Origin of the sequence: Delftia sp. 11MD (assembly GCF_050907895.1) — a bacterium.
Taxonomy (GTDB): Bacteria; Pseudomonadota; Gammaproteobacteria; order Burkholderiales; family Burkholderiaceae_C; genus Comamonas; species Comamonas tsuruhatensis.
Window position 1 is genome coordinate 481,904 of the sequence record NZ_CP194333.1, and the last position, 22,801, is coordinate 504,704.

The following is a 22,801-nucleotide window of genomic DNA, read 5'->3' on the forward strand; positions in this document are numbered from 1 at the left end:
CTGGAACTGGACGATGCCGCATTGCGACGGTCCGGGGCCTGCGCAGCAGCAGGCAAAGGACAGGCGCAATGACGTTTGCAATCCACGGACTGGCCGTGTCACGGGGTATCGCCATAGGGCGTGCGGTGGTGGTGGCCTCCAGCCGCATGGAGGTGGTGCACTACTTCATCCGGCCCGACCAGGTGGACGCGGAAATCGACCGTGCCCGCAGTGCGCGCAATGCCGTCATCGACGAGCTGCGCCGCCTGCAGGATGAAATGCCCAAGGATGCGCCGGGCGAGCTCGATGCCTTGCTCGACGTCCACCTGCTGCTTTTGCAGGACGAGGCCCTGGCCGCCGCCATCAAGCACTGGATATCCGATCGCCTCTACAACGCCGAATGGGCGCTGACCACGCAGCTGGAGGTCGTCTCGCGCCAGTTCGACGAGATGGAGGACGAATACCTGCGCGAGCGCAAGGCGGACCTCGAGCAGGTGGTCGAGCGCATCCTGCGCCATATGAAGGGCATGGCCAGCCCCGTGCCCGCACCGGCCGAGCTGTTGGCAGTCGAGGCAACGGGGGAGGGCACGCCGCAGCAGCCGCTGCTGCTCGATGGCGCCACCGAGGCGCCGCTGGTTCTGGTGGCGCAGGACCTGTCGCCAGTGGACATGCTGCAGTTCAAGAGCCGATTGTTTGCCGGCTTCATCACGGCCGTGGGTGGCCGCACTTCGCACACGGCCATCGTGGCGCGCAGCATGGACATTCCTGCCGTGGTCGGCGCCCGGGCTGCGGGGCAACTGATCCGCCAGGACGACTGGATCATCATCGACGGCAATGCAGGGGTCGTCATCGTCGATCCCTCACCCATCATCCTGGCCGAATATGGCTTTCGCCAGCGCCAGAACGAGCTCGAGCGCGAGCGCCTCTCGCGCCTGCGCCACACGCCTGCGCTGACGCTGGACGGAGAGCGTATCGAGCTGCTGGCCAACATCGAGCAGCCCGGCGACGGGCCTGCGGCCGTGCATGCGGGCGCGGTGGGCGTGGGGCTGTTCCGCACGGAATTCCTGTTCATGGGGCGTGGCGGCAACCTGCCCGGCGAGGAAGAGCAATACCGGGCCTACCGCGAAGCCGTGGATGGAATGCAGGGCATGCCCGTGACCATTCGCACGCTGGACGTGGGCGCCGACAAGCCGCTGGACAAGGCCCAGCCCAAGGACTACTACCTGAACCCCGCGCTGGGTCTGCGCGCCATCCGCTGGAGCCTGGCCGATCCGGCCATGTTCCGCACCCAGCTGCGCGCCATCCTGCGTGCTGCCGCGCATGGGCAGATCCATCTGCTGTTCCCCATGCTGGCCCACCAAAGCGAGATCGAGCAGACCCTGGCCCAGGTGAGGTTGGCGCAAAGCGAGCTTGACGCGCGCGGCGTGGCGCACGGCCCGGTCAAGCTGGGCGCCATGATCGAGGTGCCTGCGGCAGCGCTGATCGTGCGCACCTTCCTGCGCTATTTCGACTTCCTGTCCATCGGCACCAACGACCTGATCCAGTACACGCTGGCCATCGACCGCGCCGACGAGACCGTGGCCCATCTCTACGATCCCCTGCATCCCGCCGTGCTCAAGCTGGTGGCGGATGTGATCGCCGAAGGAAGGGCGCAAGGCAAGAGCGTCTGTGTCTGCGGGGAGACCGCCGGCGATGTGGCCATGACGCGCCTGCTGCTGGGCCTGGGCCTGCGCAGCTTTTCCATGCATCCGGCGCAGATCCTGGTCGTCAAGCAGGAAATCTTGCGTGCCGACACACGCAAGCTGGCCGCCTGGGCGCAGGAAGTCCTTCGTTCGGACAGCCCGGCAGCGCTGCTGAGCCCATGACTTCGGTCAAGTGAAGGCGCGAGGCAAAAAAATCACAACTTCAGTTGCGATTGATTCTCATTCGATGTTATGATCCGCTCCAATGCAGCAAGAAGCTCTCTGGTGGGGAATTCGAGCTGCAAGCTTTTTCAGTTTCATCGTGGGGCGACTCGCCAGGCCTGTTCAGCCTGCAGCAAGTCGGTTTGCCAGCCAGCGGTCTGCCGGTTAGCCAGGCTTTTTTTCTACGTGGAACGGGAAAGCACGATTGCATTCAATTCAAGCAGGGCATGCACGTTGGCCCTGCTTTTTTATTGCCTTCAACTGCGTCGGCATCAGTTGTTTTCCGGCTCAGGATGGCCTCGTACGACAAAGCGCCGCGAAAACCCCAGGGGGCGCGTGACGGCGCGCGGATCGCCAAGAAATGGCAGCCGGAATCCAGGTTCCTGCAGGATTTCGACACTCCAGTCCGTATTTCCCATGAATCGAAATCGCACCAGCGATCGTTCGTCCGATGGCAGCAACGAGAAGCTGCCCGTGGAATACATGCTGCCTATCACGGCCTTGTCGAGTGCCTGCAAATTCTCGTCGAGCAGCGTGATCCGCAGCATCTCCTCCATGGGCGTGTCATCGGTGGTGAACAGAAGGTAGAGGTCGTTCCATTGAAAGGCTGCCTCGAGAATGGTGCCGTCCACCAGAAAGGGCGTTGCATTCCCGTTGAGCACCAGGCGGCTTTGCGGTACCTGCCCTGCAGGATGGGATGCGGCGGGCTGCAGTGACAACTGCCGGTCGGAGAGGATGCGCATCTGTTGTCCTGAAGTGTCACCAGAGGAATTCGACGCCTATGGCAGCCAGTGCCCCGCCGACAAATGCGCCGACCACCACGCAGGCAGGTGCCCCGGGCCCGCAGGCCAGCCCGGCCAGGGCACCACCTGCCATGCCTCCACCGATCCCGGCACCTGTGACGGCCAATTCCTTGCCGGCGGCCTCCACCTTGTTGTCTGCGTTGGCGATGGTGTAGACCGATACCGCAATGGAGAAGACCAGGAGGCCGCGTCCTGCCCGGGAGAGCGTGCGCATTCTCTGGGTGATGGCGGCATTGGACTTGCCGGCGGATTTGACGATTTCGCCATACACGGCGTTTTGCTGGGCCGCCGTGAGGCGATCGAACCGCACGTTGGGGCCGTGCAATTGCTGGGCCTTGCGGGCAATCAGCTCATTGAGCGTCTTGCCCTCGCTCTTGATGCGTTGCGCCATGGCTCTGCCCACGGGGGTGCTGCGGCCTCGGATGATCTCCATGATGACATTGCGGGCCTCCTGGGCCTGTTGTGCAGCCTGTCCCCAGGTGATGCGGCCGCTCGTGGCCTGCAACTGAAGCTCGTTGGCCATGGCCTGAATCTGTCTGGCATAGGCCAGGCGTGCAGATGAGTCCAGCGAGAGATGCACCCCGGCATTGGCAACCTCTGCTTTCAGTGCCTGTATGGCGGCATCGAATGCTGCACGGTCCTTTTGCTCGTCATTGGCCATATGCATTTATCCCTTTGTCAATGGATCGGCGCCCGAACGCCCGAAATCCTGGATTTCATGTCGTTGAGCCGCATTCCTGGGTCGTTCGGATTTTTTTGAATGCAGAAAGCATTCGGAAAATCGGCATCATAAAGAGATCGGGAAATTCATCAACCGAGATGCCGGTGACACATGGCATCGATTGTTTGTTGCTGAATGTGTATTCAGGTCAAAACCGGCGCCTGAATACCATGCCTCCAGACATGAGAAAGGGGATGGCCTGCAAAGGCCATCCCCGAAGTGCGTGAAGAAGGCCGCCCTGCAGGCAGGCGGCCATCGCCGGCTCAGACGCCGGCGGCGTGTGCCTGCTGGTCCGCGTGGTAGCTCGAGCGCACCATGGCGCCCACGGCTGCATGCGTGAAGCCCATCTTGTACGCCTCTTCCTCGAACATCTTGAAGGTGTCGGGGTGCACGTAGCGACGCACCGGCAGGTGGCTGTTGCTGGGTGCCAGGTATTGGCCGATGGTCAGCATGTCGATGTCATGCGCACGCATGTCGCGCATGACCTGCAGGATTTCCTCATCGGTCTCGCCCAGGCCGACCATGATGCCGCTCTTGGTCGGAACCTTGGGGTGCAAGGCCTTGAACTTCTTGAGCAGGTTCAGCGAGAACTGGTAGTCCGAGCCGGGACGCGCTTCCTTGTACAGGCGCGGTGCGGTCTCCAGATTGTGGTTCATCACATCGGGAGGCGCGGCCTTGAGGATTTCCAGCGCACGGTCGTCGCGGCCACGGAAGTCGGGCACCAGGATCTCGATCTGGGTCAGCGGCGAGAGCTCGCGGATGTTCTTGATGCACTCGACGAAGTGGCCCGAGCCGCCATCGCGCAGGTCGTCGCGATCCACGCTGGTGATGACCACGTATTTCAGGCGCAGCTCGGCAATCGTCTTGGCGAGGTTGAGCGGTTCGTTGGTGTCCAGCGGGTCGGGGCGGCCGTGGCCCACATCGCAGAACGGGCAGCGGCGCGTGCACTTGTCTCCCATGATCATGAAGGTGGCCGTGCCCTTGCCAAAGCACTCGCCGATGTTGGGGCAGGAGGCTTCCTCGCAGACCGTGTGCAGCTTGTTGGCGCGCAGGATGTCCTTGATCTCGTAGAAGCGCGTGGTGGGGCTGCCCGCCTTGACGCGAATCCACTCGGGCTTCTTGAGGGCCTCGCCATGCTCGACCTTGATCGGGATGCGCGAAAGCTTCGCTGCCGCCTTCTGCTTGGCCAGCGGGTTGTACTCGGCTTGTGACTGCGCTTCGCGCACGACGGTGTTGGTGGTCATGGTTCTGGATTCAGGGGGCTAGGCGGCGCTGCAACTGTCGTCCCAGCACGCGCGCGGCTTCGTCCCAGGTTGTCTGAACGCCGATTGTAGAAAGGTCCACCGTTTGCAGCCCTGCGTAGCCGCAAGGGTTGATCCGGCCGTAGGGTTCCAGGTCCATGGCGGCGTTCAATGCAACGCCGTGATAGGTGCAATGCCGGCTGACCTTGATGCCCAGGGCTGCAATCTTGCCCAGCCCCGAAAAATCGGGTTGGGGCGCGGGCGAGCCGGGCGCGCGCAGTTGCGGGCGCTGGGGCAGCATGGCATGGCTGCGAGGGTCGTCGAGGCGCACGTAGATGCCGGGGGCGCCTTCCACGCGGTGGCCGGTGATGCCGAAATGCTCCAGCGTGCGGATGACCGCATCCTCGATGCGGAACACGTATTCCTTGACGAAGTAGCCCAGGCGCTGCAGGTCCAGCAAGGGATAGGCGACCACCTGGCCCGGGCCGTGGTAGGTGACCTGTCCGCCGCGGTTGGTGGCCACCACGGGAATGTCGCCAGGGCTCAGCAAGTGGTCACTTTTGCCGGCGAGGCCTTGTGTGAAATGTGCGGAGTGCTCGCATATCCACAGCTCGTCGCGCGTGCCGGCATCGCGTTGGCTGGTGAAGGCCTGCATGGCCTGCACCGTGGCCTCGTAGTCCGTGCGGCCCAGCAGGCGCAGGTCCAATGACTGCGACTGCTGCGCGTCAAGGGTGCTCACAGCACCACTTTCACCAGCGGATGCGAGGTGAAGGCGCGGTACAGATCGTCGAGTTGTTCGCGGCTGGTCGCCGTCACCGTGACGGTGACGCCCAGGTATTTGCCGCTGCTGCTGGGGCGCAATTCAATGGTGCTGGCGTCAAAGGCAGGATCGAAGCGTTGGGCGATCTGGGTGATCTCGTGCACCAGATGCTCGGCCTTGACGCCCATGACCTTGATGGGGAACTGCGACGGGTACTCGATCAGCGAATCCTTGCGCGGGTCCGCGCCCGGCTCGGTGGCTGGGGTGGGGGTAGGGGTGGAGGCGTCGGTCATAGGTGAATCAAGGTTAATCGCTTGGCGTTGGAGGCGATTGTGCGCTATCGTTCGCGGCCATGTCGCAGCCCGGGGCTGCCGCGTCGTCCGCCACGAGAACTCCACACACAACAAACAAGTGGCCTGCGGCGCGAGGCTGGCGCTGTTGGCCGGCTGCCACACAGCCCGGTCGCCGCCTCCGTTTTGGGCATGCCCGTAACAACCCCTATCGTTCGGCAGGGGTTTTTACTTATAATCAGAGGCTTTGTGAAAAAGTCTTGTCTGGTCTGCGGCCTTAGAGAATTCAATGAAAAACTACGCCGCCGACACAGACGCTAACAGGGAACTTGAGGGCGAGGATTCCGACTTCAAGCCCCTGACCTCCGAGGAGGCTCGGGAGTGGCGCACGCGAAACCCGCAGATGTCTGTGTGGCGTTTCGTGGTGGTCCAGGCGGCGGTGGGCGTGCTGGTGGCACTGGTCGCATGGCTGGTGACGGGGCGCGCCGAGGTCGGATGGTCGGCTGCCTACGGTGCCTTGTCGGTGGTGTTGCCGGCAGCGCTGTTTGCGCGTGCCGTCGTACGAAAGAGGCCGGGCGGCGCTGCAGCCGCCATGGTGGGAATTTTTGGCTGGGAACTGGTGAAGCTGGTGCTGTGCATTGCCATGCTGGCGGCTGCACCCAAGCTGGTCCCGGGGCTGAGTTGGCTGGCGCTGCTGGCGGGCTTGGTAGTCGTCATGAAAACGTATTGGGTCGCGCTGATAGTGCGATCCAGTGTCCGAAAAACCGATTGATATTTGAAGAGAAGTTGACCGATGGCCGCAGACGCGCACGCACCTACTGCAAGTGAATACATCGTTCACCACCTGCAGCACCTCCAGAACATCAAGCAAAAGTCGATCATCGACTTTTCGGTCATCAACCTGGACTCGATCGTCGTCAGCGCCACGCTGGGCGTGCTGAGCCTGTTCGTGCTGTGGCTTGCCGCGCGCAAGGCCACATCGGGCGTTCCGGGGCGCTTCCAGGCGGCTGTAGAGTTGCTGGTCGAGATGGTGGACAACCAGGCCAAGGCCAACATCCACAACGCGCAAAGCCGCAAGTTCATCGCTCCCCTTGCACTGACCGTGTTCGTGTGGATCTTCATGATGAACGCCATGGATATGCTGCCGGTGGACCTGCTGCCGGTGCTGTGGCAGGGCTTCCAGGGTGACTCGCACGCCTACCTGCGCGTCGTTCCCACGGCTGACCTCTCGACCACGCTGGGCCTGTCCTCGGCCGTGCTGATCCTGTGCTTCTTCTACAGCATCAAGATCAAGGGCATGGGCGGCTGGGCCCACGAACTGGTGACTGCCCCGTTCGGCACCAGCAAGAATCCCGTGTTTGCACTGATCCTGGGTGTCGTGAACCTGGCCATGCAAATCATTGAATATGTCGCCAAGACGGTTTCGCATGGCATGCGACTGTTCGGCAACATGTACGCTGGTGAGTTGGTGTTCTGTCTGATCGCTCTGATGGGCGGTGCGGCTGCCATGTCGCTTTCCGGTGTGTTGCTCCCCTTGGGGCACATCATTGCAGGCTCTATCTGGGCGATCTTCCACATTCTGATCATCACCCTGCAGGCCTTCATTTTCATGATGCTGACGCTGATCTATCTCGGCCAGGCGCATGAAGCCCACTGACCATTTCCTTTCCCTCTCAACCTTTCTCTTTCTTTAATCTCAGGAGTCATCATGGAAAACATTCTCGGTCTCGTCGCTCTGGCTTGTGGTCTGATCGTTGGTCTGGGCGCTATCGGCGCTTCGATCGGTATCGCCCTGATGGGTGGCAAGTTCCTGGAATCGTCGGCACGTCAGCCTGAGCTGATCAACGAACTGCAAACCAAGATGTTCATCTTGGCCGGTCTGATCGACGCTGCCTTCCTGATCGGTGTGGCCATCGCTCTGCTGTTCGCTTTCGCCAACCCCTTCGTCCTGGCCTAAGCTCCGATCAACGCCCTAGATAGAAAGGTGTTGCCGTGAGTATCAACGCGACCCTGTTCGTCCAGGCCATCGTTTTCCTGATCCTGGTGCTGTTCACGATGAAGTTCGTGTGGCCCCCGATCGCGAAGGCGCTGGATGAACGAGCTCTGAAAATCGCCGATGGCCTCGCTGCTGCCGACAAGGCCAAGACCGACCTGGCCGCTGCCAACAAGCGCGTCGAGCAGGAACTGGCCCAGACGCGCAACGAAACGGCATCGCGGCTTGCGGACGCCGAACGCCGTGCCCAGGCCATCATCGAAGAAGCCAAGGCCCGTGCCTCCGAAGAAGGCAACAAGATTGTTGCTGCTGCCCGCGCCGAGGCCGAGCAGCAGACAATCCAGGCCCGTGAAGCCCTGCGCGAGCAAGTGGCTGCGCTGGCCGTCAAGGGCGCCGAGCAGATCCTGCGCAAGGAAGTGGATGCCGGCGTCCATGCCGACCTGCTGAACCGCCTGAAGACCGAGCTGTAAGGAAGAGCAAACATGGCAGAACTCGCCACCATTGCCCGTCCTTACGCAGATGCCCTGTTCAAGGCCAGCACCCAGCAGGGTGCTGACCTGTCCGGCACTGTTGCCTGGGCGGAGGAATTGGCGGCGATTGCCGCCAATCCGCAATTGCGCCAGCTGGCCGACGACCCCAAGGTGACCGACGAACAACTGTTCGACGTCATCAGCGGCGTGGCCGGCTCGGCATTGCCCGATGCCGCACGCAACTTTCTGCGCGTCATCATTGAAAACGGCCGACTGCAAGCCCTGCCAGAAGTGGCGGCCCAGTTTCGCAGCCTCGTGAACCGCGCCGGTGGCTCGTCCGACGCCGTGGTTCAAAGCGCATTCCCCATAGATGCTGCCGCACTGGCCGCACTCGGGACTTCGCTGGAGAAGCGTTTCGGCCGAAAGCTGAACCTGTCGGTGCAGCAAGATCAGTCCCTGATCGGTGGCATCCGCGTCGTGGTGGGTGATGAAGTTCTTGACACCTCCGTCAAGGCCCGCCTGGAACAAATGAAAGCGGCCCTCATTGCGTAACAACGCGACTGAGGTCTCGGCTAACCAAAGCTAAAGAAGGAAAGAGTCATGCAACTCAATCCCGCAGAAATTTCTGAACTGATCAAGAGCCGCATCGAGGGTCTGGCTGGCAGCAGCGACATCCGTAACGAAGGCACCGTGGTTTCGGTGACCGACGGTATCGTGCGCGTGCACGGCCTGTCGGACGTGATGCAAGGCGAAATGCTGGAATTCCCCGCAGGCAAGGACGGCCAGCCCTCCTTCGGCCTGGCGCTGAACCTCGAGCGCGACTCCGTCGGCGCCGTGATTCTGGGCGAGTACGAGCACATCTCCGAAGGCGACACCGTCAAGTGCACGGGCCGCATTCTGGAAGTGCCCGTCGGCCCCGAACTCATCGGCCGCGTGGTCAACGCCCTGGGTCAGCCCATCGACGGCAAGGGCCCGATCAACGCCAAGATGACGGACGTGATCGAGAAGGTCGCTCCCGGCGTGATCGCACGCCAGTCCGTGGACCAGCCCCTGCAGACCGGCATCAAGTCCATCGACTCGATGGTGCCCGTCGGCCGTGGCCAGCGCGAACTGATCATCGGCGACCGCCAGACCGGCAAGACCGCCGTGGCCATCGACGCCATCATCAACCAGAAGGGTCAGGGCGTTACCTGCATCTACGTTGCGATCGGCCAGAAGGCTTCCTCGATCAAGAACGTGGTGCGTGCCCTGGAACAGGCCGGCGCGATGGAATACACCATCGTCGTGGCTGCCACCGCTTCCGAATCCGCTGCCATGCAGTACGTGTCGGCCTACTCGGGCTGCACGATGGGCGAGTACTTCCGCGACCGCGGCGAAGACGCGCTGATCGTCTATGACGACCTGTCCAAGCAGGCCGTGGCCTACCGCCAGGTTTCGCTGCTGCTGCGCCGTCCCCCGGGCCGCGAAGCCTTCCCCGGCGACGTGTTCTATCTCCACAGCCGCCTGCTCGAGCGCGCAGCCCGCGTGAATGCCGACTATGTCGAAGCCTTCACCAAGGGTGAAGTCAAGGGCAAGACGGGTTCGCTGACGGCTCTGCCCATCATCGAAACCCAGGCGGGTGACGTGTCGGCCTTCGTGCCCACCAACGTGATCTCGATCACGGACGGCCAGATCTTCCTGGAAACCAGCCTGTTCAACGCCGGTATCCGCCCCGCCATCAACGCCGGTATCTCGGTGTCGCGCGTCGGTGGTGCTGCACAGACCAAGCTGGTCAAGGGCCAGTCCGGCGGTATCCGTACCGACCTGGCGCAATACCGTGAGCTGGCTGCCTTCGCGCAGTTCGCCTCCGACCTGGACGAAGCCACCCGCAAGCAGCTCGACCGCGGTGCCCGCGTGACCGAACTGCTCAAGCAGGCCCAGTACAGCCCCCTGTCCACCGCCCTGATGGGCGCTTCGCTGTTCGCAGTGAACAAGGGCTACATGGACGATATCCAGGTCAAGCAAGTGCTGGCTTTCGAGTCTGGTCTGCACCAGTTCCTGAAGACCAGCCACGGCGCCCTGATCGACAAGCTGAACGCTTCCAAGGCCATGGACAAGGATTCCGAAGCCGAATTGAACGCCGCCATCGTTGCGTTCAAGAAGTCGTTCGCTTAAACCGGACGAGGAGCCATCATGGCAGCAGGTAAGGAAATTCGCGGCAAGATCAAATCGGTGGAAAACACCAAGAAGATCACCAAAGCCATGGAAATGGTGGCCGCATCCAAGATGCGCAAGGCGCAGGAACGGATGCTGGCTGCACGCCCGTACAGCGAAAAGATCCGCAACATTGCAGTCCATCTTGGCCAAGCCAACCCCGAGTACGTGCACCCGTTCATGCAAGTGAACGGTGATGCCAAGACTGCCGGCGTCATCGTTGTGACGACGGACAAGGGGTTGTGCGGCGGCATGAACACCAACGTGTTGCGTGCTGTCACGGCCAAGCTGCGGGAGCTGCAGGATCAAGGCGTGTCGGCAGAAGCGGTGGCCATTGGCAACAAGGGTCTGGGCTTTCTGAACCGTGTCGGCGCCAAGGTGGTTTCGCACGCGACGGGTCTGGGCGATACGCCCCATCTGGAAAAGCTGATCGGCCCTGTGAAGGTGCTGCTCGATGCGTACGCAGCGGGCAAGCTGAGCGCGGTGTACCTGAGCTACACCAAGTTCATCAACACCATGAAGCAGGAATCGGTGGTGGAGCAGTTGCTGCCCCTGTCGTCCGAGAGCATGCAGGCCGAGAAGACGTCTGGCCATAGCTGGGACTACATCTACGAACCCGATGCGCAGTCCGTGATCGACGAGCTGCTCGTGCGTTACGCAGAGTCCCTGGTCTACCAAGCGGTTGCAGAAAACATGGCGTCCGAGCAATCGGCGCGCATGGTGGCCATGAAGGCCGCGACCGACAACGCCGGCAACGTCATCAGCGAGTTGAAGCTCGTCTACAACAAGACGCGTCAGGCAGCCATCACGACCGAACTGTCGGAAATCGTGGCTGGCGCCGCTGCGGTGTAAACGGCTTTAACAGACAAACTAATTGGAGCAAAAAATGGCTCAAGTGCAAGGCAAGATTGTTCAATGTATTGGCGCTGTGGTGGACGTCGAGTTCCCCCGCAACGCAATGCCCAAGGTGTTCGATGCCCTGAAGCTCGACGGCTCGGCCCTGACGCTGGAAGTGCAGCAACTGCTGGGTGACGGCGTTGTGCGTACCATCGCCCTGGGCTCGTCCGACGGTCTGCGTCGTGGCCTGATGGTGTCCAACACCGGCAACCCCATCACCGTGCCCGTGGGCAAGGCGACGCTGGGTCGCATCATGGACGTGCTGGGCAACCCCATCGACGAACGCGGTCCCGTGGATCAGGCCCTGACGGCCCCCATCCACCGCAAGGCACCGGCTTATGACGAGCTGTCGCCTTCGCAGGAACTGCTGGAAACCGGCATCAAGGTGATCGACCTGATCTCTCCCTTCGCCAAGGGCGGCAAGGTGGGTCTGTTCGGTGGCGCCGGCGTGGGCAAGACCGTGAACATGATGGAACTCATCAACAACATCGCCAAGGGCCACGGTGGTCTGTCGGTGTTTGCCGGTGTGGGTGAACGTACCCGTGAAGGCAATGACTTCTATCACGAAATGTCGGACGCCGGCGTGGTCAACCAGGAGTCGCTGAACGACTCCAAGGTCGCCATGGTCTACGGCCAGATGAACGAACCCCCGGGCAACCGTCTGCGCGTGGCGCTGACCGGCCTGACCATGGCCGAAGCCTTCCGTGACGAAGGCAAGGACGTGCTGTTCTTCGTGGACAACATCTACCGCTACACGCTGGCCGGTACCGAAGTGTCCGCTCTGCTGGGCCGCATGCCTTCCGCCGTGGGCTACCAGCCCACGCTGGCCGAGGAAATGGGCCGCCTGCAAGAGCGCATCACCTCGACCAAGGTCGGTTCGATCACTTCCATCCAGGCCGTTTACGTGCCTGCCGATGACTTGACCGACCCCTCGCCTGCCACGACGTTCGCCCACTTGGACTCCACCGTGGTGCTGTCGCGTGACATCGCTTCGCTGGGTATCTACCCCGCTGTCGACCCGCTGGACTCCACCAGCCGCCAGCTGGACCCCCAGGTCGTGGGTGAAGAGCACTACAAGGTGGCCCGCGAAGTGCAGGGCACGCTGCAGCGCTACAAGGAACTGCGCGACATCATCGCCATTCTGGGCATGGACGAGCTGGCTCCCGAAGACAAGCTGACCGTGGCCCGCGCCCGCAAGATTCAGCGTTTCCTGTCGCAGCCTTTCCACGTGGCCGAAGTGTTTACTGGCGCTCCCGGCAAGTACGTGTCGCTGGCTGAAACCATCCGTGGTTTCAAGATGATCTGCGCCGGCGAGTGCGATCACCTGCCCGAGCAGGCCTTCTACATGGTTGGCACCATCGACGAAGCCTTCGAGAAGGCCAAGAAGCTGGCGGCTTGAGCCTGCGGCACCCCCTGAGCGACTGCGTCGCCTCCCCCTCTCTACCCGCTTTGCGGGGGAGGGGGACGACACCCTCGCCGAGGGGCGGCCCTTGCTCGGTGTCCCCGATCTGGGCCCTGCCGGTTCCAAGTTCCAGTCCTACCTTTTCTGAGGAGCAAAGATGAACACCATCCACGTTGATGTGGTCAGTGCCGAAGAGTCCATCTTCTCCGGTGAAGCGCGCTTTGTCGCCCTGCCCGGTGAATCCGGCGAACTGGGCATTTTTCCCCGCCACACTCCGCTGATCACGCGCATCAAGCCCGGCTCGGTGCGTATCGAGATGGCTGACGGCAGCGAAGAATTCGTCTTCGTGGCCGGCGGCATCCTGGAAGTGCAGCCCAACTGCGTGACCGTGCTGTCCGACACCGCCATCCGCGGTGCCGACCTGGACGCCGAGAAGGCCGAGAAGGCCAAGCTCGAAGCCGAGGAAGCGCTGAAGAACGCCAAGAGCGAAGTCGATCTGGCGCGTGCCCAGTCCGAGCTGGCCGTCATGGCCGCCCAGATCGCGGCCCTGCGCAAGTTCCGCCAAAAGCGCTGAGCCCTCCCGGGACCAGCCGCAAAAAAGCCGCCCTCGGGCGGCTTTTTTCATGGTGCGAAGGCATCTCAGTCGCCGCAGCGGGCCTGGTAGACGTAGGTCACTGCGTTGTCCTTGGGGTCGACCGTGCGCGACTTGTGCGTCACGGCCTTGGCTGGCACGGGGCACAGCGCGCGGATCTGCTGCTCGCATCGCTTGGGGTCGTCCTCGCGCAGCTTGCAGCTGAGCACATAGTCGTACTCTTGCGAGTCATCGAGGACGGGGCTTGCGCAGGCGCTCAGGGCCAGCACGGCGGCCAGCAGGCCCAGGCGGGCCAGGGTGTTCTTCATGGTGTGGATGCTCCTTGATGAAATGGCGTGACGCTATCACAGCCTCCGTGCCCGCGATAGCTCGATGAAGGGGGGCGCTCGGTCTGAGGGTCGTTTTGCCTCAGTGCCGCTGTATCACGACGGTATCGGGAAGATTGTCGCCACCTTCGTGCACAGGCTGCAACGGGTCGCGCGGGAAGTTGGTTTCCAGCAGCAGGCTCACGCGCTCGAGCGCCGCCGTCATGCCCATGGCATAGTGGCCGCCCTGGAAAGCGGCCTGCATGTCACTGATCAGCGTCTGCCACTGCTGCGCAGGCAGGGTGCGCGCCAGGGCGCGGTCGGCGACGATCTCGATGGCGTGGTCGGCCAGCAGCAGATAGATCAGGGCGCCGTTGTTGTGCTCGGTATCCCAGACGCGCAGCTTGCCGAACAGCGTGATGGCGCGCTCGCGCGGCGTGGCATCGCGCCAGATGTAGCTGGGCGGCAGGCCGGGCTCGACGCAGATACGGATCTGTCCTGTATGGCGCTGCTCGCTCATGGTGATCAGGCGCTCCAGCTCCGCCAGGGTCTCGGGTGGGAGCGCACGCCGCAGCTGCCCTTCGGCCCAATGGTGGCGCAGCAGCCGGACCAGACGCTGAACAAAGCCTGTGATTGCAGCCGCCATCTCACCAACTCCCCGAGGCGCCGCCGCCCCCAAAACTGCCGCCTCCCCCGGAGCTGAAGCCTCCGCCGCCACTGCTTCGTCCGCCGCCTCCGCCAAAACCACCGCCGTAGCCACCCCCTCCGCCCCATCCACCGGCACCCCTGCCGGAGCGGCCGCTGCCCAGCAAGGTGAACAGCAAAGCGACGATGCCCGCTCCGCCTGCCACCAGCAGACTGGCGGTCACCACATAGGCGGCAATGCCGGCGCCTGTGCCTGCCAGCACCGAGGCCAGGGGCCGGCCCAGCATCGAGCGCAGAATGGGGCCCGCGATGACCACACCGAAAAAGAAGAACAGCATCAGGTCTTCCATGTCGAAGCCACGGTCCGGGCTTTTGGAGGAAGGGGCATTGGGGGAGGGGGCCGGCAGCTGCTCGCCCGCAATGCGTGCCGCCACTTGGTCCAGCGCAGCGGCAATGCCGCCTGCATAGTCGCCCTGGCGAAAGCGCGGTGTCATCTGCTGGTCGATGATGCGAGCGGCCGCCAGGTCGGGGATGGCGCCTTCCAGCGCGCGGGCCACTTCCAGCCGCATGCGCCTGTCGTTCTTGGCAATCACCATCAACAGCCCGTCGCCCACGTCGCGGCGGCCTATCTTCCAGTCGCTGGCCACGCGCCAGGCATAGGCGGCGATGTCCTCGGGCGCCGTGGTGGCCACCATCAGCACAACGACCTGCGAGCCCGACTTCTGTTCAATGCTGCGCAGCCTGTCTTCAATGGCCCGTGCCTCGTCGGGCGACAGCGTGCCCGTCTGGTCGATGAGCCGGGCCGTCAGCGGGGGGACGGGTTGCGGAGCCTGCGCCAGCGCGCTGCCTGGCAGCAACAACGCTGCCAGGAGCAGGGCGCAAAGCATGCGCCAGAGCGGCGCCAGGGATGTGGTCACGGTTTACTTGTTGCCGAAGTCCACCGTGGGCGGGCGAGAGATTTCGGCCTCGTTCTGCACGCTGAAGGTGGGCTTGGGCTCATAGCTGAAGACCTTGGCTGTCAGATTGGTCGGAAAGCTGCGCGCCAGCACGTTGTAGGACTGCACGGCCTGGATGTACTGGTTGCGCGCCACGGTGATGCGGTTCTCCGTGCCCTCCAGCGTGACGCGCAGGTCACGGAAGCCCTGATTGGCCTGCAACTGGGGGTAGCGCTCGGCCACCACCATCAGCCGGGACAGCGCACTGGACAGCTCACCCTGCGCCTGCTGGAACTTGTTGAAAGCCTCGGGGTTGTTGACCAGCTCGGGCGTGGCCTGGATGGAGGTGGCCTTGGCGCGCGCCTCCACCACCTTGGTCAGGGTCTCCTGCTCGAAATTGGCCTCGCCCTTGACCGAGGCCACGATGTTGGGCACCAGGTCGGCACGGCGCTGGTACTGGTTGAGCACCTCGCTCCAGGCCGACTTGGTCTGTTCGTCAAGGCGCTGGAAATCGTTGTAGCCGCAGCCGGTCAGTACCAGAACGGTGGCAAGTGTGGCGATTAGACGTTTCATGAGATGACAACCTGAAAGCGACAATGGAAGACAGTATCGTGCACGATGCTGCGCATCGCTGGCGATTGTGCTGCGCACCCGGCCCGCTGCCCTGTAGGGCAAAGGCCATTCGCAGCGACTGGGACAAGGACTGCAAACGGGCTCTATGCATCAATTCAACGCGGCGCGCTGGCTGCCCGGTGGCCACGCACAGACCATCTGGCCGGCGCTGTTCGCGCACCGTCGGCCGGCCGGCCATGCGGCACCCCGGTGGCGGTGGGAGCGCTGGGATACCCCGGATGGCGACTTCATCGATGTCGCCTTCGGCAGTGCTCCCACCCTGCCTGCCGATGCGCCATGGCTGGTGCTTTTCCATGGCCTTGAAGGCTCGGCGAACAGCCACTATGCCCAGGCCATGGCCTGTGTGGCCGAACAGCGTGGCTGGCACATGGCCATGCCGCACTTTCGCGGCTGCAGCGGCGAGGTCAACCGGGCGCCGCGCGCCTATCACTCGGGCGATGTGCAGGAGGTGGACTGGATACTGCGCCGCCTGCGCGAGCGGTCTTCTCGCCCGCTGCATGCGGTCGGTGTCTCCCTGGGCGGCAATGCGCTGGCACGCTGGGCGGGCGTGCAGGCGGACAAGGCTGCCGAGGTGGTGCAGGCCCTGGCGGCGGTGAGTGCGCCGCTGGACCTGGCCGCCGGGGGAACGGCGCTGGGGAAAGGGCTGAACCGCTGGATCTACACGCGCATGTTCCTGCGCACCCTGGTGCCCAAGGCGCTGCTCAAGTGGGCGCAGTTTCCCGGTCTCTTCGATCGTGATGCCGTGCTGCGTGCGCGTGATCTGAGAGAGTTTGACGATGCGTTCACGGCGCCGGTCCACGGCTTTCGTGATGCGCAGGACTATTGGCATCGGGCGGCGGCCAAACCGCTGCTGGGCAGCATTGCCGTGCCTGCACTGCTGCTCAATGCGCTGGACGATCCCTTTGTCCCTTCGTACAGCCTGCCGGCGCCAGGCGAAGTCGGCCCGCGGGTTACGCTGTGGCATCCGCCGCACGGCGGTCATGTGGGTTTTGCACAGGGGCGTTGGCCGGGACATGTACTGGCCATGCCGCAGGCCGTCACGCAGTGGCTGGCGCACAGCGAAAAAGGATGAATGCAATGGACGATATCGTGAAGCAGGCCATGGCCAAATGGCCCCATGTGCCTGCCTGCAGCGGCTGGCTGGGGCTGGACGAGCGCGGGCGCTGGTATCTGCGCGATGAACAGGCCCAGGCCAGCGGCGCTTTCGACAGCGGAATCCCGGGAGCCAAGGGCGCGGAGGTGCGCAACGAAAAGCTGGCGGACTTCATCGCCCGCAACTACCTGGCCGAGCCCGATGGTCGATGGTTCTTCCAGAACGGTCCCCAGCGCGTGTATGTGGAGCTGGAGAATGCTCCCTGGATATGGCGGTTGCGCTGGGATGGCGAGGGCCTGCAGATGCACAGCCATACAGGAGCCGAACTGGATGCCGGGGCCGTCACCGAAGCGCTGATGGACGAGACGGGGCGCCTGTACCTGGCGACGCCTTCCGGCCTGGGCCTGGTCCATACGCAGGACATGATCGATGCCGCGGCTGCGCTGGAGGCGGGCGCGTTGCCGGCCTGTGAAGAGGTGCGGGCCGAGGCGTTGCCGCAGCGCTACGGTTTCGTGCGCAGTCCTGCGCGGGCATGAAAAAACCGGCCGAAGCCGGTTGGTTCCAGAAGTCCCGCGTGTTGCTCAATTGGCGGGGGCTGCTGCGCCTTCTGCCGCGGCGCCTTCTGCGGCAGGGGCCTTGGGTTCTTCGAACTTGCCGCCCGCCGCGTTGGCCATGTAGACCACGCCGCGTGCAATTTCGGTGTCGTTGAAGTCGCCGCCACCCTGAGGGGCCATGGCGCCCTTGCCCTTGAGTGCCGAGTGCACCAGGCCTTCCAGTCCCTGTGCAAGGCGAGGGCCCCAGGCCGCAGCATCCTCGAACTTGGGTGCTCCTGCAGCGCCCGTGGCGTGGCAAGCGGCGCACTGGCCCTTGTAGACCTCTTCGCCCGCGCGCAGGGGGCGATTGGCATCACGGATCTCCACAAGGCCGATCTTCTGCAGGCGCTGAGCCTTGGCCATTTCGGTCTGGGAAGCGCCGGCACCGGACTTGTCGGCCGAACTCACGTACTGCACGAGGCCGATGATCACGAACACCGGAACCACGAACGAGAAAAACACCGCTATCAGCAGTTGCCTGGGATTCTTGATCGGGCCCGTATGGGCTTCTTCGGTGTGGGTTGCGCTCATGAAGTCCTCTTGTGTTGTGGGGGCGTGAGTCAACAACAAATTATATCGACGGCCCTCTTGCAGACACTGCGCGCAGACCCGGGTTGACCTGGGACGCACATATGCCATGAGATGGATCAAGCAATTGGCAAATGCTTGCCGCACTGAATGACAAAGAGGCGTTCACCTTGCGGTGAACGCCTCTTTGCGGTTGGCGCGGCAGATGCGGTTATTGCTGCGCGGGAGTTTGCGTGGTTGCAGCCGCTGTCGCCGTCCTGTCGGTCCAGCCGCCGCCCAGAGCCTTGTACAGCTCGATCTGATTGAGCAGTTGCGCCAGGCGCACGCTCACGGTGGATTGCTCCAGCGCGAACAGGGTGCGCTGTGCGTCCAGCAGGTCCAGGTAGCTGGCCACGCCGTTGCTGTAGCGCAGGTCGGACAGCTTCAGGCGTGCCTGCTCGGCTTCGAGCTGGGCGCGCTGGGCCATGATCTGGTCACGCAGCGTGCCTTGGCTGTCCAGTGCGTCGGAGACTTCGCGGAAGGCGCTCTGGATGGACTTCTCGTACTGCGCAATGGCCACTTCGCGATCGACCTTGGCCGCAGCCAGATTGGCCGAGTTGCGGCCCGCATCGAAGATGGGCAGCAGGGCCGAGGGTGCCAGGGTGAAACCCCAGCTGCCGCTCTTGAACAGGCCCGACAGCTCGTTGCTGGCCGTGCCGAACTGCCCGGTCAGCGTGATGCGCGGGAAGAAGGCCGCACGCGCCGCGCCGATGTTGGCATTGGCGCTGATCAGTTGCTGCTCGGCCTGGCGGATGTCGGGGCGCTGCGTGAGCAGGTCAGACGGCAGGCCGGCCGGCACTGCAGGCAGGTCGGCCGTGTCGCGCAGGCCCTGGCTGGAGCCCAGGCTGGCGACCACGTCCGCAGGCAGCGCCTGGCCCAGCAGCAGCACCAGGGCGTTCTCGTCCAGGGCACGCTGGCGCTGCTGCTGCGCCAGGGTGGCGCGCGCAGCTTCGGTCAGCGAGACGGCCTGGCGGTAGTCCAGCTCGGAGGCCACGCCCGTGTCGAAGCGCAGCTTGGTCAGCTTGATCGACTCTTCGCGGGTCTGCAGCGTGTCGCGCGAGATCTTCAGCAACTGCTCGTCGGCCAGCAGCGTGTACCAGCCGCTGGCCACGGCGGCCACCAGGCTGGTCTGCGCGGCGCGGCGCGCTTCCTCGGTGGCCAGGTACTGGGCCAGGGCCGCTTCCTTCAGGCTGCCGATGCGCCCGAAGAAGTCCAGCTCCCAGGAGGTCACGGCCAGGCCGACCTGGTAGCTGTTGACGTACTTGGTGCCGGAGCCCGTGGTATTCGGGGCGCGGCTGGCGTTGACGCCTGCACCGACCGTCGGGAACTGGTCGGCGCGCGTGATCCGGTACTGCGCCTGGGCGCGCTCGATGTTGAGCGCGGCCACGCGCAGGTCGCGGTTGTTGTCCAGCGCGGTGCGCACCAGTTGCTGCAGGCGTGCGTCCTGGAAGAAATCCTGCCAGGGCAGCTGTGCGGCAGCCGTTCCGCCTTCTGCCGCAGCAGTGGCGTTCGCGCGGGTGTATTGGGCCGCGACCGGAGCGGCAGGGCGCTCGTAGGTGGGGATGAGCGAGCATCCCGCCAGGAGCACGGCGGTGGCGATGGCCACCGGGGTACTGCGATTAATCATGGCTCAAGGCCTCCTTGCCGGCCGGTGTGGACGGCGGGTTGTGCGTTTTGATCTTGCCCTTGAACAGCTTGCGCACCACGACGAAGAAGGTGGGCACGAACAGCACGGCCAGCACGGTGCCGGTGATCATGCCGCCGAGCACGCCGGTGCCGATGGCACGCTGGCTGGCGGAGCTGGCGCCGGAGGCGATCACCAGAGGCACCACGCCCAGGCCGAAGGCCAGCGAGGTCATGATGATGGGCCGGAACCGCAGGTGCGCGGCTTCCAGCGCGGCCTCGATCAGGCCCTTGCCTTCGGCCTGCAGGTCCTTGGCGAACTCCACGATCAGGATGGCGTTCTTTGCCGACAGGCCGATCACCGTCACCAGTCCGATCTGGAAGTACACGTCGTTGGAATAGTTGCGCAGCAAGGTGGCAAGCACCACGCCCAGCAGACCCAGCGGCACGACCAGAATCACCGACAGCGGAATCGACCAGCTCTCGTACAGAGCGGCCAGGCACAGGAACACGGCCAGGATGGCGAAGGCGTACAGGAAGATGGCTTGCGAGCCCGCCAGCTTTTCCTCACGCGACTGGCCGGTCCACTCGAAGCCGAAGCCTTCGGGCAGCTTGGCAGCCAGCTTTTCCATCTCGTCCATGGCATCGCCCGAGCTGAAGCCCGGAGCAGCCGAGCCTTCGATGCGCACGGCCGGGTAGCCGTTGTAGCGCACCGTCTGCTGCGCGCCCTTGACCCACTTGGTGGTCGCGAACGTGGACAGCGGCACCGGATCGCCCTTGGCATTGCGCGCGTTCAGGCGCAGCAGATCGTCGGGCTGCATGCGGGCCGGAGCGTCGGCCTGCACGATCACGCGCTGCAGACGACCCTGGTTGGGGAAGTCATTGACGTAGGACGAGCCCAGTGCCGTGGACAGCGCCGCATTGATCGAGGTGAAGTCCACGCCCAGTGCGTTGGCCTTGTCGCGGTCGATCTCGATGCGCAGCTGGGGTGCGTCTTCCAGGCCGTCGGGACGCACGCCGGCCAGCACCTTGCTCTGCCCGGCCATGCCCAGCAGCATGTTGCGCGCATTGATCAGCGCATCGTGGCCGTGGCCGGCACGATCCTGCAGGCGGAACGAGAAGCCCACGGCATTGCCCAGTTCGGGAATGGGCGGCGGGTTCACGGCGAACACGAAGGCGTCGCGTATGCCCGCCGTCATGCCCATGATGCGGCCCGTCATGGCATCCACCGTGGAGTCCGCTCCCTTGCGCTCGGACCAGTCCTTGAGCGGCACGAAGGCGAGGGCGGCGTTCTGGCCCTGGCCGGAGAAGCTGAAGCCCAGCACGCTGACCATGTTGGCCACTTCGGGCTGCGGCAGCACGGCCTCCTCGACCTGCTTCATGACTTCCAGCGTGCGCTCCTTGGCGGCGCCAGGAGGCAGTTGCACGTTGACGATGAAGTAGCCCTGGTCCTCGGTCGGCAGGAACGAGGTCGGCAGGCCACGGAACACCACCACGGCACCGGCGATCACGGCCAGGTACACGCCGATCATCAGCACCGAGCGCTTGAGCAGGCGAGCCACCCAGCCTTCATAGGACTTGGCCGAGCGTGCGAACGTGCGGTTGAACCAGCCGAAGAAGCCTTTCTTCTCGTGGTTGTGGCCGGCCTCCACGGGCTTGAGCAGCGTTGCGCACAGAGCCGGTGTCAGCGTCAGCGCCATGAAGGCCGAGAAGCTGATGGAGGCGACCATCACGATGGAGAACTGCCGGTAGATATTGCCGGTGGACCCCGCGAAGAAAGCCAGCGGTATGAACACCGCGATCAGCACCAGCGTAATGCCCACGATGGCGCCCGAGATCTGGCCCATGGCCTTGATCGCGGCCTCGCGCGGCGGCAGGCCTTCCTCGCTCATGATGCGCTCGACGTTCTCCACCACCACGATGGCGTCGTCCACCACGATGCCGATGACCAGCACCATGCCGAACATGGCCAGCACGTTGATCGAGAAGCCCACGGCCTGCATGACCGCGAAGGTGCCCAGCAGTGCAATGGGCACCACGATGGTCGGGATCAGCGTGTAGCGCCAGTTCTGCAGGAACAGGTACATCACCAGGAACACCAGCACGATGGCTTCCAGCAGCGTGTGGGCCACCTTCTCGATGGAGATGCTCACGAATTTGGAGCTGTCGTAGGGAATGGAGTAATTCACGCCCTTGGGGAAGAACTTCTTCAGTTCCTCCATGCGTGCATGCACGGCCTTGGCCGTGGCCAGCGCATTGCCGCTGGGCGTCAGCTGCACGCCGATACCCACGGCATCCTTGCCGTTCAGGCGGGCGGAGGTCGCGTAGGCCTGGCCGCCGATCTCGATGGTGGCCACGTCCTTGAGTCGCACGGTGGAGCCATCGGCATTGGCGCGCAGCACGATGTTCTCGAACTGGCTGATCGAAGACAGCTGGCCCATCACCGTCACCGTGGCGGCGATCTTCTGGCCCGTGATGTTGGGCAGGTCGCCGATGGCGCCGCTGGCCACCTGGGCGTTCTGGCTGCGGATGGCGGCTGTCACGTCCTCGGCCGAGAGCTTGTAGCCCTGCAGCTTGGCGGGATCGAACCAGATGCGCATCGCCTTTTCCGTGCCGAACAGCTGTGCCTGGCCCACGCCTGCCACACGCTGGATTTCGGGAACGATGTTGCGCGAGGCATAGTCGCCCAGGGCCACCGTGTCATAGGCCTTGGCGTCCTCGGACGACAGCATGATGAACAGCAGGAAGTTGGACGACGCCTTGTCCACGCGAACGCCCTGCTGCGTCACCGAAGCAGGCAGGCGCGGCGTGGCGCGCGAGAGGCGGTTTTGCACGTCCACCTGCGCCAGGTCCACGTTGGTGCCGGCCTCGAAGCTGATGGTGATGCTGCCCGTGCCGTCGGCCTGGGCCACAGACTCCATGTAGACTAGGCCGGGCGAGCCGTTCATCTCGCGCTCGATCACGGACAGCACGCTGTCTTCGAGCACCTTCGCGGACGCGCCTGGATAGGCCGTGTTGATGACGATGGCCGGAGGAGCCACCTTGGGGTATTGAGCGATCGGGAGCTTGGTCAGCGCGATACCACCGAGGACGATGATGAACAGCGCGACGACCCATGCAAAGATCGGTCTGTCGATAAAGAACTTGGCCATTGCTGAGCCC

General features: G+C 63.9%; 23 protein-coding genes and 1 pseudogene. 12 read left to right on the plus strand and 12 right to left on the minus strand.

The annotated features are described in order from the left end of the window. The first annotated feature begins 68 nt into the window (after nt 1–68). A complete protein-coding gene (gene ptsP, locus ACRSCF_RS02245; protein WP_034368186.1) occupies nt 69–1,844 on the plus strand; it encodes a phosphoenolpyruvate--protein phosphotransferase in 1,776 nt (591 codons plus the stop codon). A gap of 311 nt (nt 1,845–2,155) precedes the next feature. Here ptsP and ACRSCF_RS02250 read toward each other — a convergent pair whose 3' ends face one another. From ACRSCF_RS02250 to ACRSCF_RS02270, 5 genes are all read right to left on the minus strand, one after another. Further along, complete coding sequence (locus ACRSCF_RS02250) at nt 2,156–2,626, minus strand: hypothetical protein (RefSeq protein WP_154833248.1); 471 nt, start codon at nt 2,624–2,626, stop codon at nt 2,156–2,158. A 16-nt stretch (nt 2,627–2,642) separates the two neighbouring features. After that, nucleotides 2,643–3,353, minus strand: coding sequence for a hypothetical protein (locus ACRSCF_RS02255; protein ID WP_034368188.1), 711 nt, complete (start codon nt 3,351–3,353; stop codon nt 2,643–2,645). 317 nt (nt 3,354–3,670) lie between these two features. Beyond that, on the minus strand, nt 3,671–4,651 hold the full coding sequence (gene lipA / locus ACRSCF_RS02260; RefSeq protein WP_013800257.1) for a lipoyl synthase: 981 nt from the start codon (nt 4,649–4,651) through the stop codon (nt 3,671–3,673). Nucleotides 4,652–4,661: 10 nt separating this feature from the next. Beyond that, the gene (gene lipB / locus ACRSCF_RS02265; RefSeq protein WP_016453561.1) at nt 4,662–5,387 is read right to left on the minus strand and encodes a lipoyl(octanoyl) transferase LipB; all 726 of its coding nucleotides are present in this window, start codon (nt 5,385–5,387) and stop codon (nt 4,662–4,664) included. Beyond that, nucleotides 5,384–5,701, minus strand: a complete 318-nt coding sequence (locus ACRSCF_RS02270) for a YbeD family protein (protein WP_016448499.1) — start codon at nt 5,699–5,701, stop codon at nt 5,384–5,386. Before ACRSCF_RS02270 ends, lipB begins: the two co-directional genes overlap by 4 nt. A 286-nt stretch (nt 5,702–5,987) precedes the next feature. Between ACRSCF_RS02270 and ACRSCF_RS02275 the strand changes: the two genes are divergently transcribed. The 9 genes from ACRSCF_RS02275 (at nt 5,988) to ACRSCF_RS02315 (ending at nt 13,227) form a co-directional block, all read left to right on the plus strand. Continuing rightward, complete coding sequence (locus ACRSCF_RS02275; RefSeq protein WP_034368190.1) at nt 5,988–6,470, plus strand: ATP synthase subunit I; 483 nt, start codon at nt 5,988–5,990, stop codon at nt 6,468–6,470. Between the two features lie 21 nt (nt 6,471–6,491). Continuing rightward, the gene (gene atpB, locus ACRSCF_RS02280) at nt 6,492–7,355 is read left to right on the plus strand and encodes a F0F1 ATP synthase subunit A (protein WP_016448497.1); all 864 of its coding nucleotides are present in this window, start codon (nt 6,492–6,494) and stop codon (nt 7,353–7,355) included. A 51-nt stretch (nt 7,356–7,406) separates the two neighbouring features. Further along, on the plus strand, nt 7,407–7,655 hold the full coding sequence (gene atpE, locus ACRSCF_RS02285) for a F0F1 ATP synthase subunit C (protein WP_011803767.1): 249 nt from the start codon (nt 7,407–7,409) through the stop codon (nt 7,653–7,655). Between the two features lie 35 nt (nt 7,656–7,690). Further along, the gene (locus ACRSCF_RS02290; RefSeq protein ID WP_016448496.1) at nt 7,691–8,161 is read left to right on the plus strand and encodes a F0F1 ATP synthase subunit B; all 471 of its coding nucleotides are present in this window, start codon (nt 7,691–7,693) and stop codon (nt 8,159–8,161) included. 12 nt (nt 8,162–8,173) lie between these two features. Beyond that, the gene (locus ACRSCF_RS02295; RefSeq protein WP_012202354.1) at nt 8,174–8,713 is read left to right on the plus strand and encodes a F0F1 ATP synthase subunit delta; all 540 of its coding nucleotides are present in this window, start codon (nt 8,174–8,176) and stop codon (nt 8,711–8,713) included. 48 nt (nt 8,714–8,761) lie between these two features. Then, nucleotides 8,762–10,315 (plus strand): F0F1 ATP synthase subunit alpha, encoded by a 1,554-nt coding sequence (gene atpA / locus ACRSCF_RS02300; protein WP_016448495.1) that lies wholly within the window; start codon nt 8,762–8,764, stop codon nt 10,313–10,315. A gap of 18 nt (nt 10,316–10,333) precedes the next feature. Continuing rightward, a complete protein-coding gene (gene atpG, locus ACRSCF_RS02305; RefSeq protein WP_012202356.1) occupies nt 10,334–11,206 on the plus strand; it encodes a F0F1 ATP synthase subunit gamma in 873 nt (290 codons plus the stop codon). Nucleotides 11,207–11,240: 34 nt separating this feature from the next. Continuing rightward, nucleotides 11,241–12,650 carry a F0F1 ATP synthase subunit beta gene (atpD, locus tag ACRSCF_RS02310; RefSeq protein ID WP_012202357.1) on the plus strand — a complete coding sequence of 470 codons (1,410 nt, stop codon included), beginning with the start codon at nt 11,241–11,243 and terminating at the stop codon, nt 12,648–12,650. A 160-nt stretch (nt 12,651–12,810) separates the two neighbouring features. After that, a complete protein-coding gene (locus ACRSCF_RS02315) occupies nt 12,811–13,227 on the plus strand; it encodes a F0F1 ATP synthase subunit epsilon (RefSeq protein WP_012202358.1) in 417 nt (138 codons plus the stop codon). Between the two features lie 65 nt (nt 13,228–13,292). On the opposite strand, the gene ACRSCF_RS02320 is transcribed toward ACRSCF_RS02315, so the two are convergent. The 4 genes from ACRSCF_RS02320 to ACRSCF_RS02335 all read right to left on the minus strand — a co-directional run bounded on the left by ACRSCF_RS02320 (nt 13,293) and on the right by ACRSCF_RS02335 (nt 15,703). After that, nucleotides 13,293–13,553 (minus strand): hypothetical protein, encoded by a 261-nt coding sequence (locus ACRSCF_RS02320; protein ID WP_016448494.1) that lies wholly within the window; start codon nt 13,551–13,553, stop codon nt 13,293–13,295. 100 nt (nt 13,554–13,653) lie between these two features. After that, nucleotides 13,654–14,196 (minus strand): TPM domain-containing protein, encoded by a 543-nt coding sequence (locus ACRSCF_RS02325; RefSeq protein ID WP_016448493.1) that lies wholly within the window; start codon nt 14,194–14,196, stop codon nt 13,654–13,656. A gap of 1 nt (nt 14,197) precedes the next feature. Next, a complete protein-coding gene (locus ACRSCF_RS02330; protein WP_034368203.1) occupies nt 14,198–15,082 on the minus strand; it encodes a TPM domain-containing protein in 885 nt (294 codons plus the stop codon). A 33-nt stretch (nt 15,083–15,115) separates the two neighbouring features. Further along, on the minus strand, nt 15,116–15,703 hold the full coding sequence (locus ACRSCF_RS02335; protein ID WP_016448491.1) for a LemA family protein: 588 nt from the start codon (nt 15,701–15,703) through the stop codon (nt 15,116–15,118). A 145-nt stretch (nt 15,704–15,848) separates the two neighbouring features. Between ACRSCF_RS02335 and ACRSCF_RS02340 the strand changes: the two genes are divergently transcribed. Further along, the gene (locus tag ACRSCF_RS02340) at nt 15,849–16,835 is read left to right on the plus strand and encodes a YheT family hydrolase (protein ID WP_034368193.1); all 987 of its coding nucleotides are present in this window, start codon (nt 15,849–15,851) and stop codon (nt 16,833–16,835) included. Between the two features lie 5 nt (nt 16,836–16,840). After that, the gene (locus ACRSCF_RS02345; protein ID WP_244387745.1) at nt 16,841–17,392 is read left to right on the plus strand and encodes a DUF2946 family protein; all 552 of its coding nucleotides are present in this window, start codon (nt 16,841–16,843) and stop codon (nt 17,390–17,392) included. Nucleotides 17,393–17,449: 57 nt separating this feature from the next. On the opposite strand, the pseudogene ACRSCF_RS02350 reads toward ACRSCF_RS02345, so the two are convergent. From ACRSCF_RS02350 to ACRSCF_RS02360, 3 genes and pseudogenes are all read right to left on the minus strand, one after another. Then, nucleotides 17,450–17,980, minus strand: a pseudogene (locus ACRSCF_RS02350) (c-type cytochrome); the annotation flags it as partial. Between the two features lie 208 nt (nt 17,981–18,188). Next, the gene (locus ACRSCF_RS02355; RefSeq protein ID WP_046987756.1) at nt 18,189–19,643 is read right to left on the minus strand and encodes an efflux transporter outer membrane subunit; all 1,455 of its coding nucleotides are present in this window, start codon (nt 19,641–19,643) and stop codon (nt 18,189–18,191) included. Then, entirely contained in the window at nt 19,636–22,791 is a 3,156-nt protein-coding gene (locus tag ACRSCF_RS02360) for an efflux RND transporter permease subunit (protein WP_016448486.1), read from the minus strand. The genes ACRSCF_RS02355 and ACRSCF_RS02360 overlap by 8 nt, the downstream gene beginning before the upstream one ends. Nucleotides 22,792–22,801: the final 10 nt, after the last annotated feature.

What these genes read in the sequence shown, in the direction of transcription:
- ACRSCF_RS02355 (WP_046987756.1), bottom strand. Translation starts at nt 19,643, where the DNA reads ATGATTAATCGCAGTACCCCGGTGGCCATCGCCACCGCCGTGCTCCTG.
- ACRSCF_RS02330 (WP_034368203.1), bottom strand. Translation starts at nt 15,082, where the DNA reads ATGCTTTGCGCCCTGCTCCTGGCAGCGTTGTTGCTGCCAGGCAGCGCG.
- ACRSCF_RS02325 (WP_016448493.1), bottom strand. Translation starts at nt 14,196, where the DNA reads ATGGCGGCTGCAATCACAGGCTTTGTTCAGCGTCTGGTCCGGCTGCTG.
- ACRSCF_RS02315 (WP_012202358.1), top strand. Translation starts at nt 12,811, where the DNA reads ATGAACACCATCCACGTTGATGTGGTCAGTGCCGAAGAGTCCATCTTC.
- ACRSCF_RS02345 (WP_244387745.1), top strand. Translation starts at nt 16,841, where the DNA reads ATGGACGATATCGTGAAGCAGGCCATGGCCAAATGGCCCCATGTGCCT.
- atpD (WP_012202357.1), top strand. Translation starts at nt 11,241, where the DNA reads ATGGCTCAAGTGCAAGGCAAGATTGTTCAATGTATTGGCGCTGTGGTG.
- atpB (WP_016448497.1), top strand. Translation starts at nt 6,492, where the DNA reads ATGGCCGCAGACGCGCACGCACCTACTGCAAGTGAATACATCGTTCAC.
- ACRSCF_RS02360 (WP_016448486.1), bottom strand. Translation starts at nt 22,791, where the DNA reads ATGGCCAAGTTCTTTATCGACAGACCGATCTTTGCATGGGTCGTCGCG.
- atpE (WP_011803767.1), top strand. Translation starts at nt 7,407, where the DNA reads ATGGAAAACATTCTCGGTCTCGTCGCTCTGGCTTGTGGTCTGATCGTT.
- atpG (WP_012202356.1), top strand. Translation starts at nt 10,334, where the DNA reads ATGGCAGCAGGTAAGGAAATTCGCGGCAAGATCAAATCGGTGGAAAAC.
- ACRSCF_RS02275 (WP_034368190.1), top strand. Translation starts at nt 5,988, where the DNA reads ATGAAAAACTACGCCGCCGACACAGACGCTAACAGGGAACTTGAGGGC.
- ACRSCF_RS02320 (WP_016448494.1), bottom strand. Translation starts at nt 13,553, where the DNA reads ATGAAGAACACCCTGGCCCGCCTGGGCCTGCTGGCCGCCGTGCTGGCC.
- ACRSCF_RS02270 (WP_016448499.1), bottom strand. Translation starts at nt 5,701, where the DNA reads ATGACCGACGCCTCCACCCCTACCCCCACCCCAGCCACCGAGCCGGGC.
- ACRSCF_RS02335 (WP_016448491.1), bottom strand. Translation starts at nt 15,703, where the DNA reads ATGAAACGTCTAATCGCCACACTTGCCACCGTTCTGGTACTGACCGGC.
- lipA (WP_013800257.1), bottom strand. Translation starts at nt 4,651, where the DNA reads ATGACCACCAACACCGTCGTGCGCGAAGCGCAGTCACAAGCCGAGTAC.
- ACRSCF_RS02295 (WP_012202354.1), top strand. Translation starts at nt 8,174, where the DNA reads ATGGCAGAACTCGCCACCATTGCCCGTCCTTACGCAGATGCCCTGTTC.
- ptsP (WP_034368186.1), top strand. Translation starts at nt 69, where the DNA reads ATGACGTTTGCAATCCACGGACTGGCCGTGTCACGGGGTATCGCCATA.
- ACRSCF_RS02255 (WP_034368188.1), bottom strand. Translation starts at nt 3,353, where the DNA reads ATGCATATGGCCAATGACGAGCAAAAGGACCGTGCAGCATTCGATGCC.
- ACRSCF_RS02250 (WP_154833248.1), bottom strand. Translation starts at nt 2,626, where the DNA reads ATGCGCATCCTCTCCGACCGGCAGTTGTCACTGCAGCCCGCCGCATCC.
- ACRSCF_RS02340 (WP_034368193.1), top strand. Translation starts at nt 15,849, where the DNA reads ATGCATCAATTCAACGCGGCGCGCTGGCTGCCCGGTGGCCACGCACAG.
- atpA (WP_016448495.1), top strand. Translation starts at nt 8,762, where the DNA reads ATGCAACTCAATCCCGCAGAAATTTCTGAACTGATCAAGAGCCGCATC.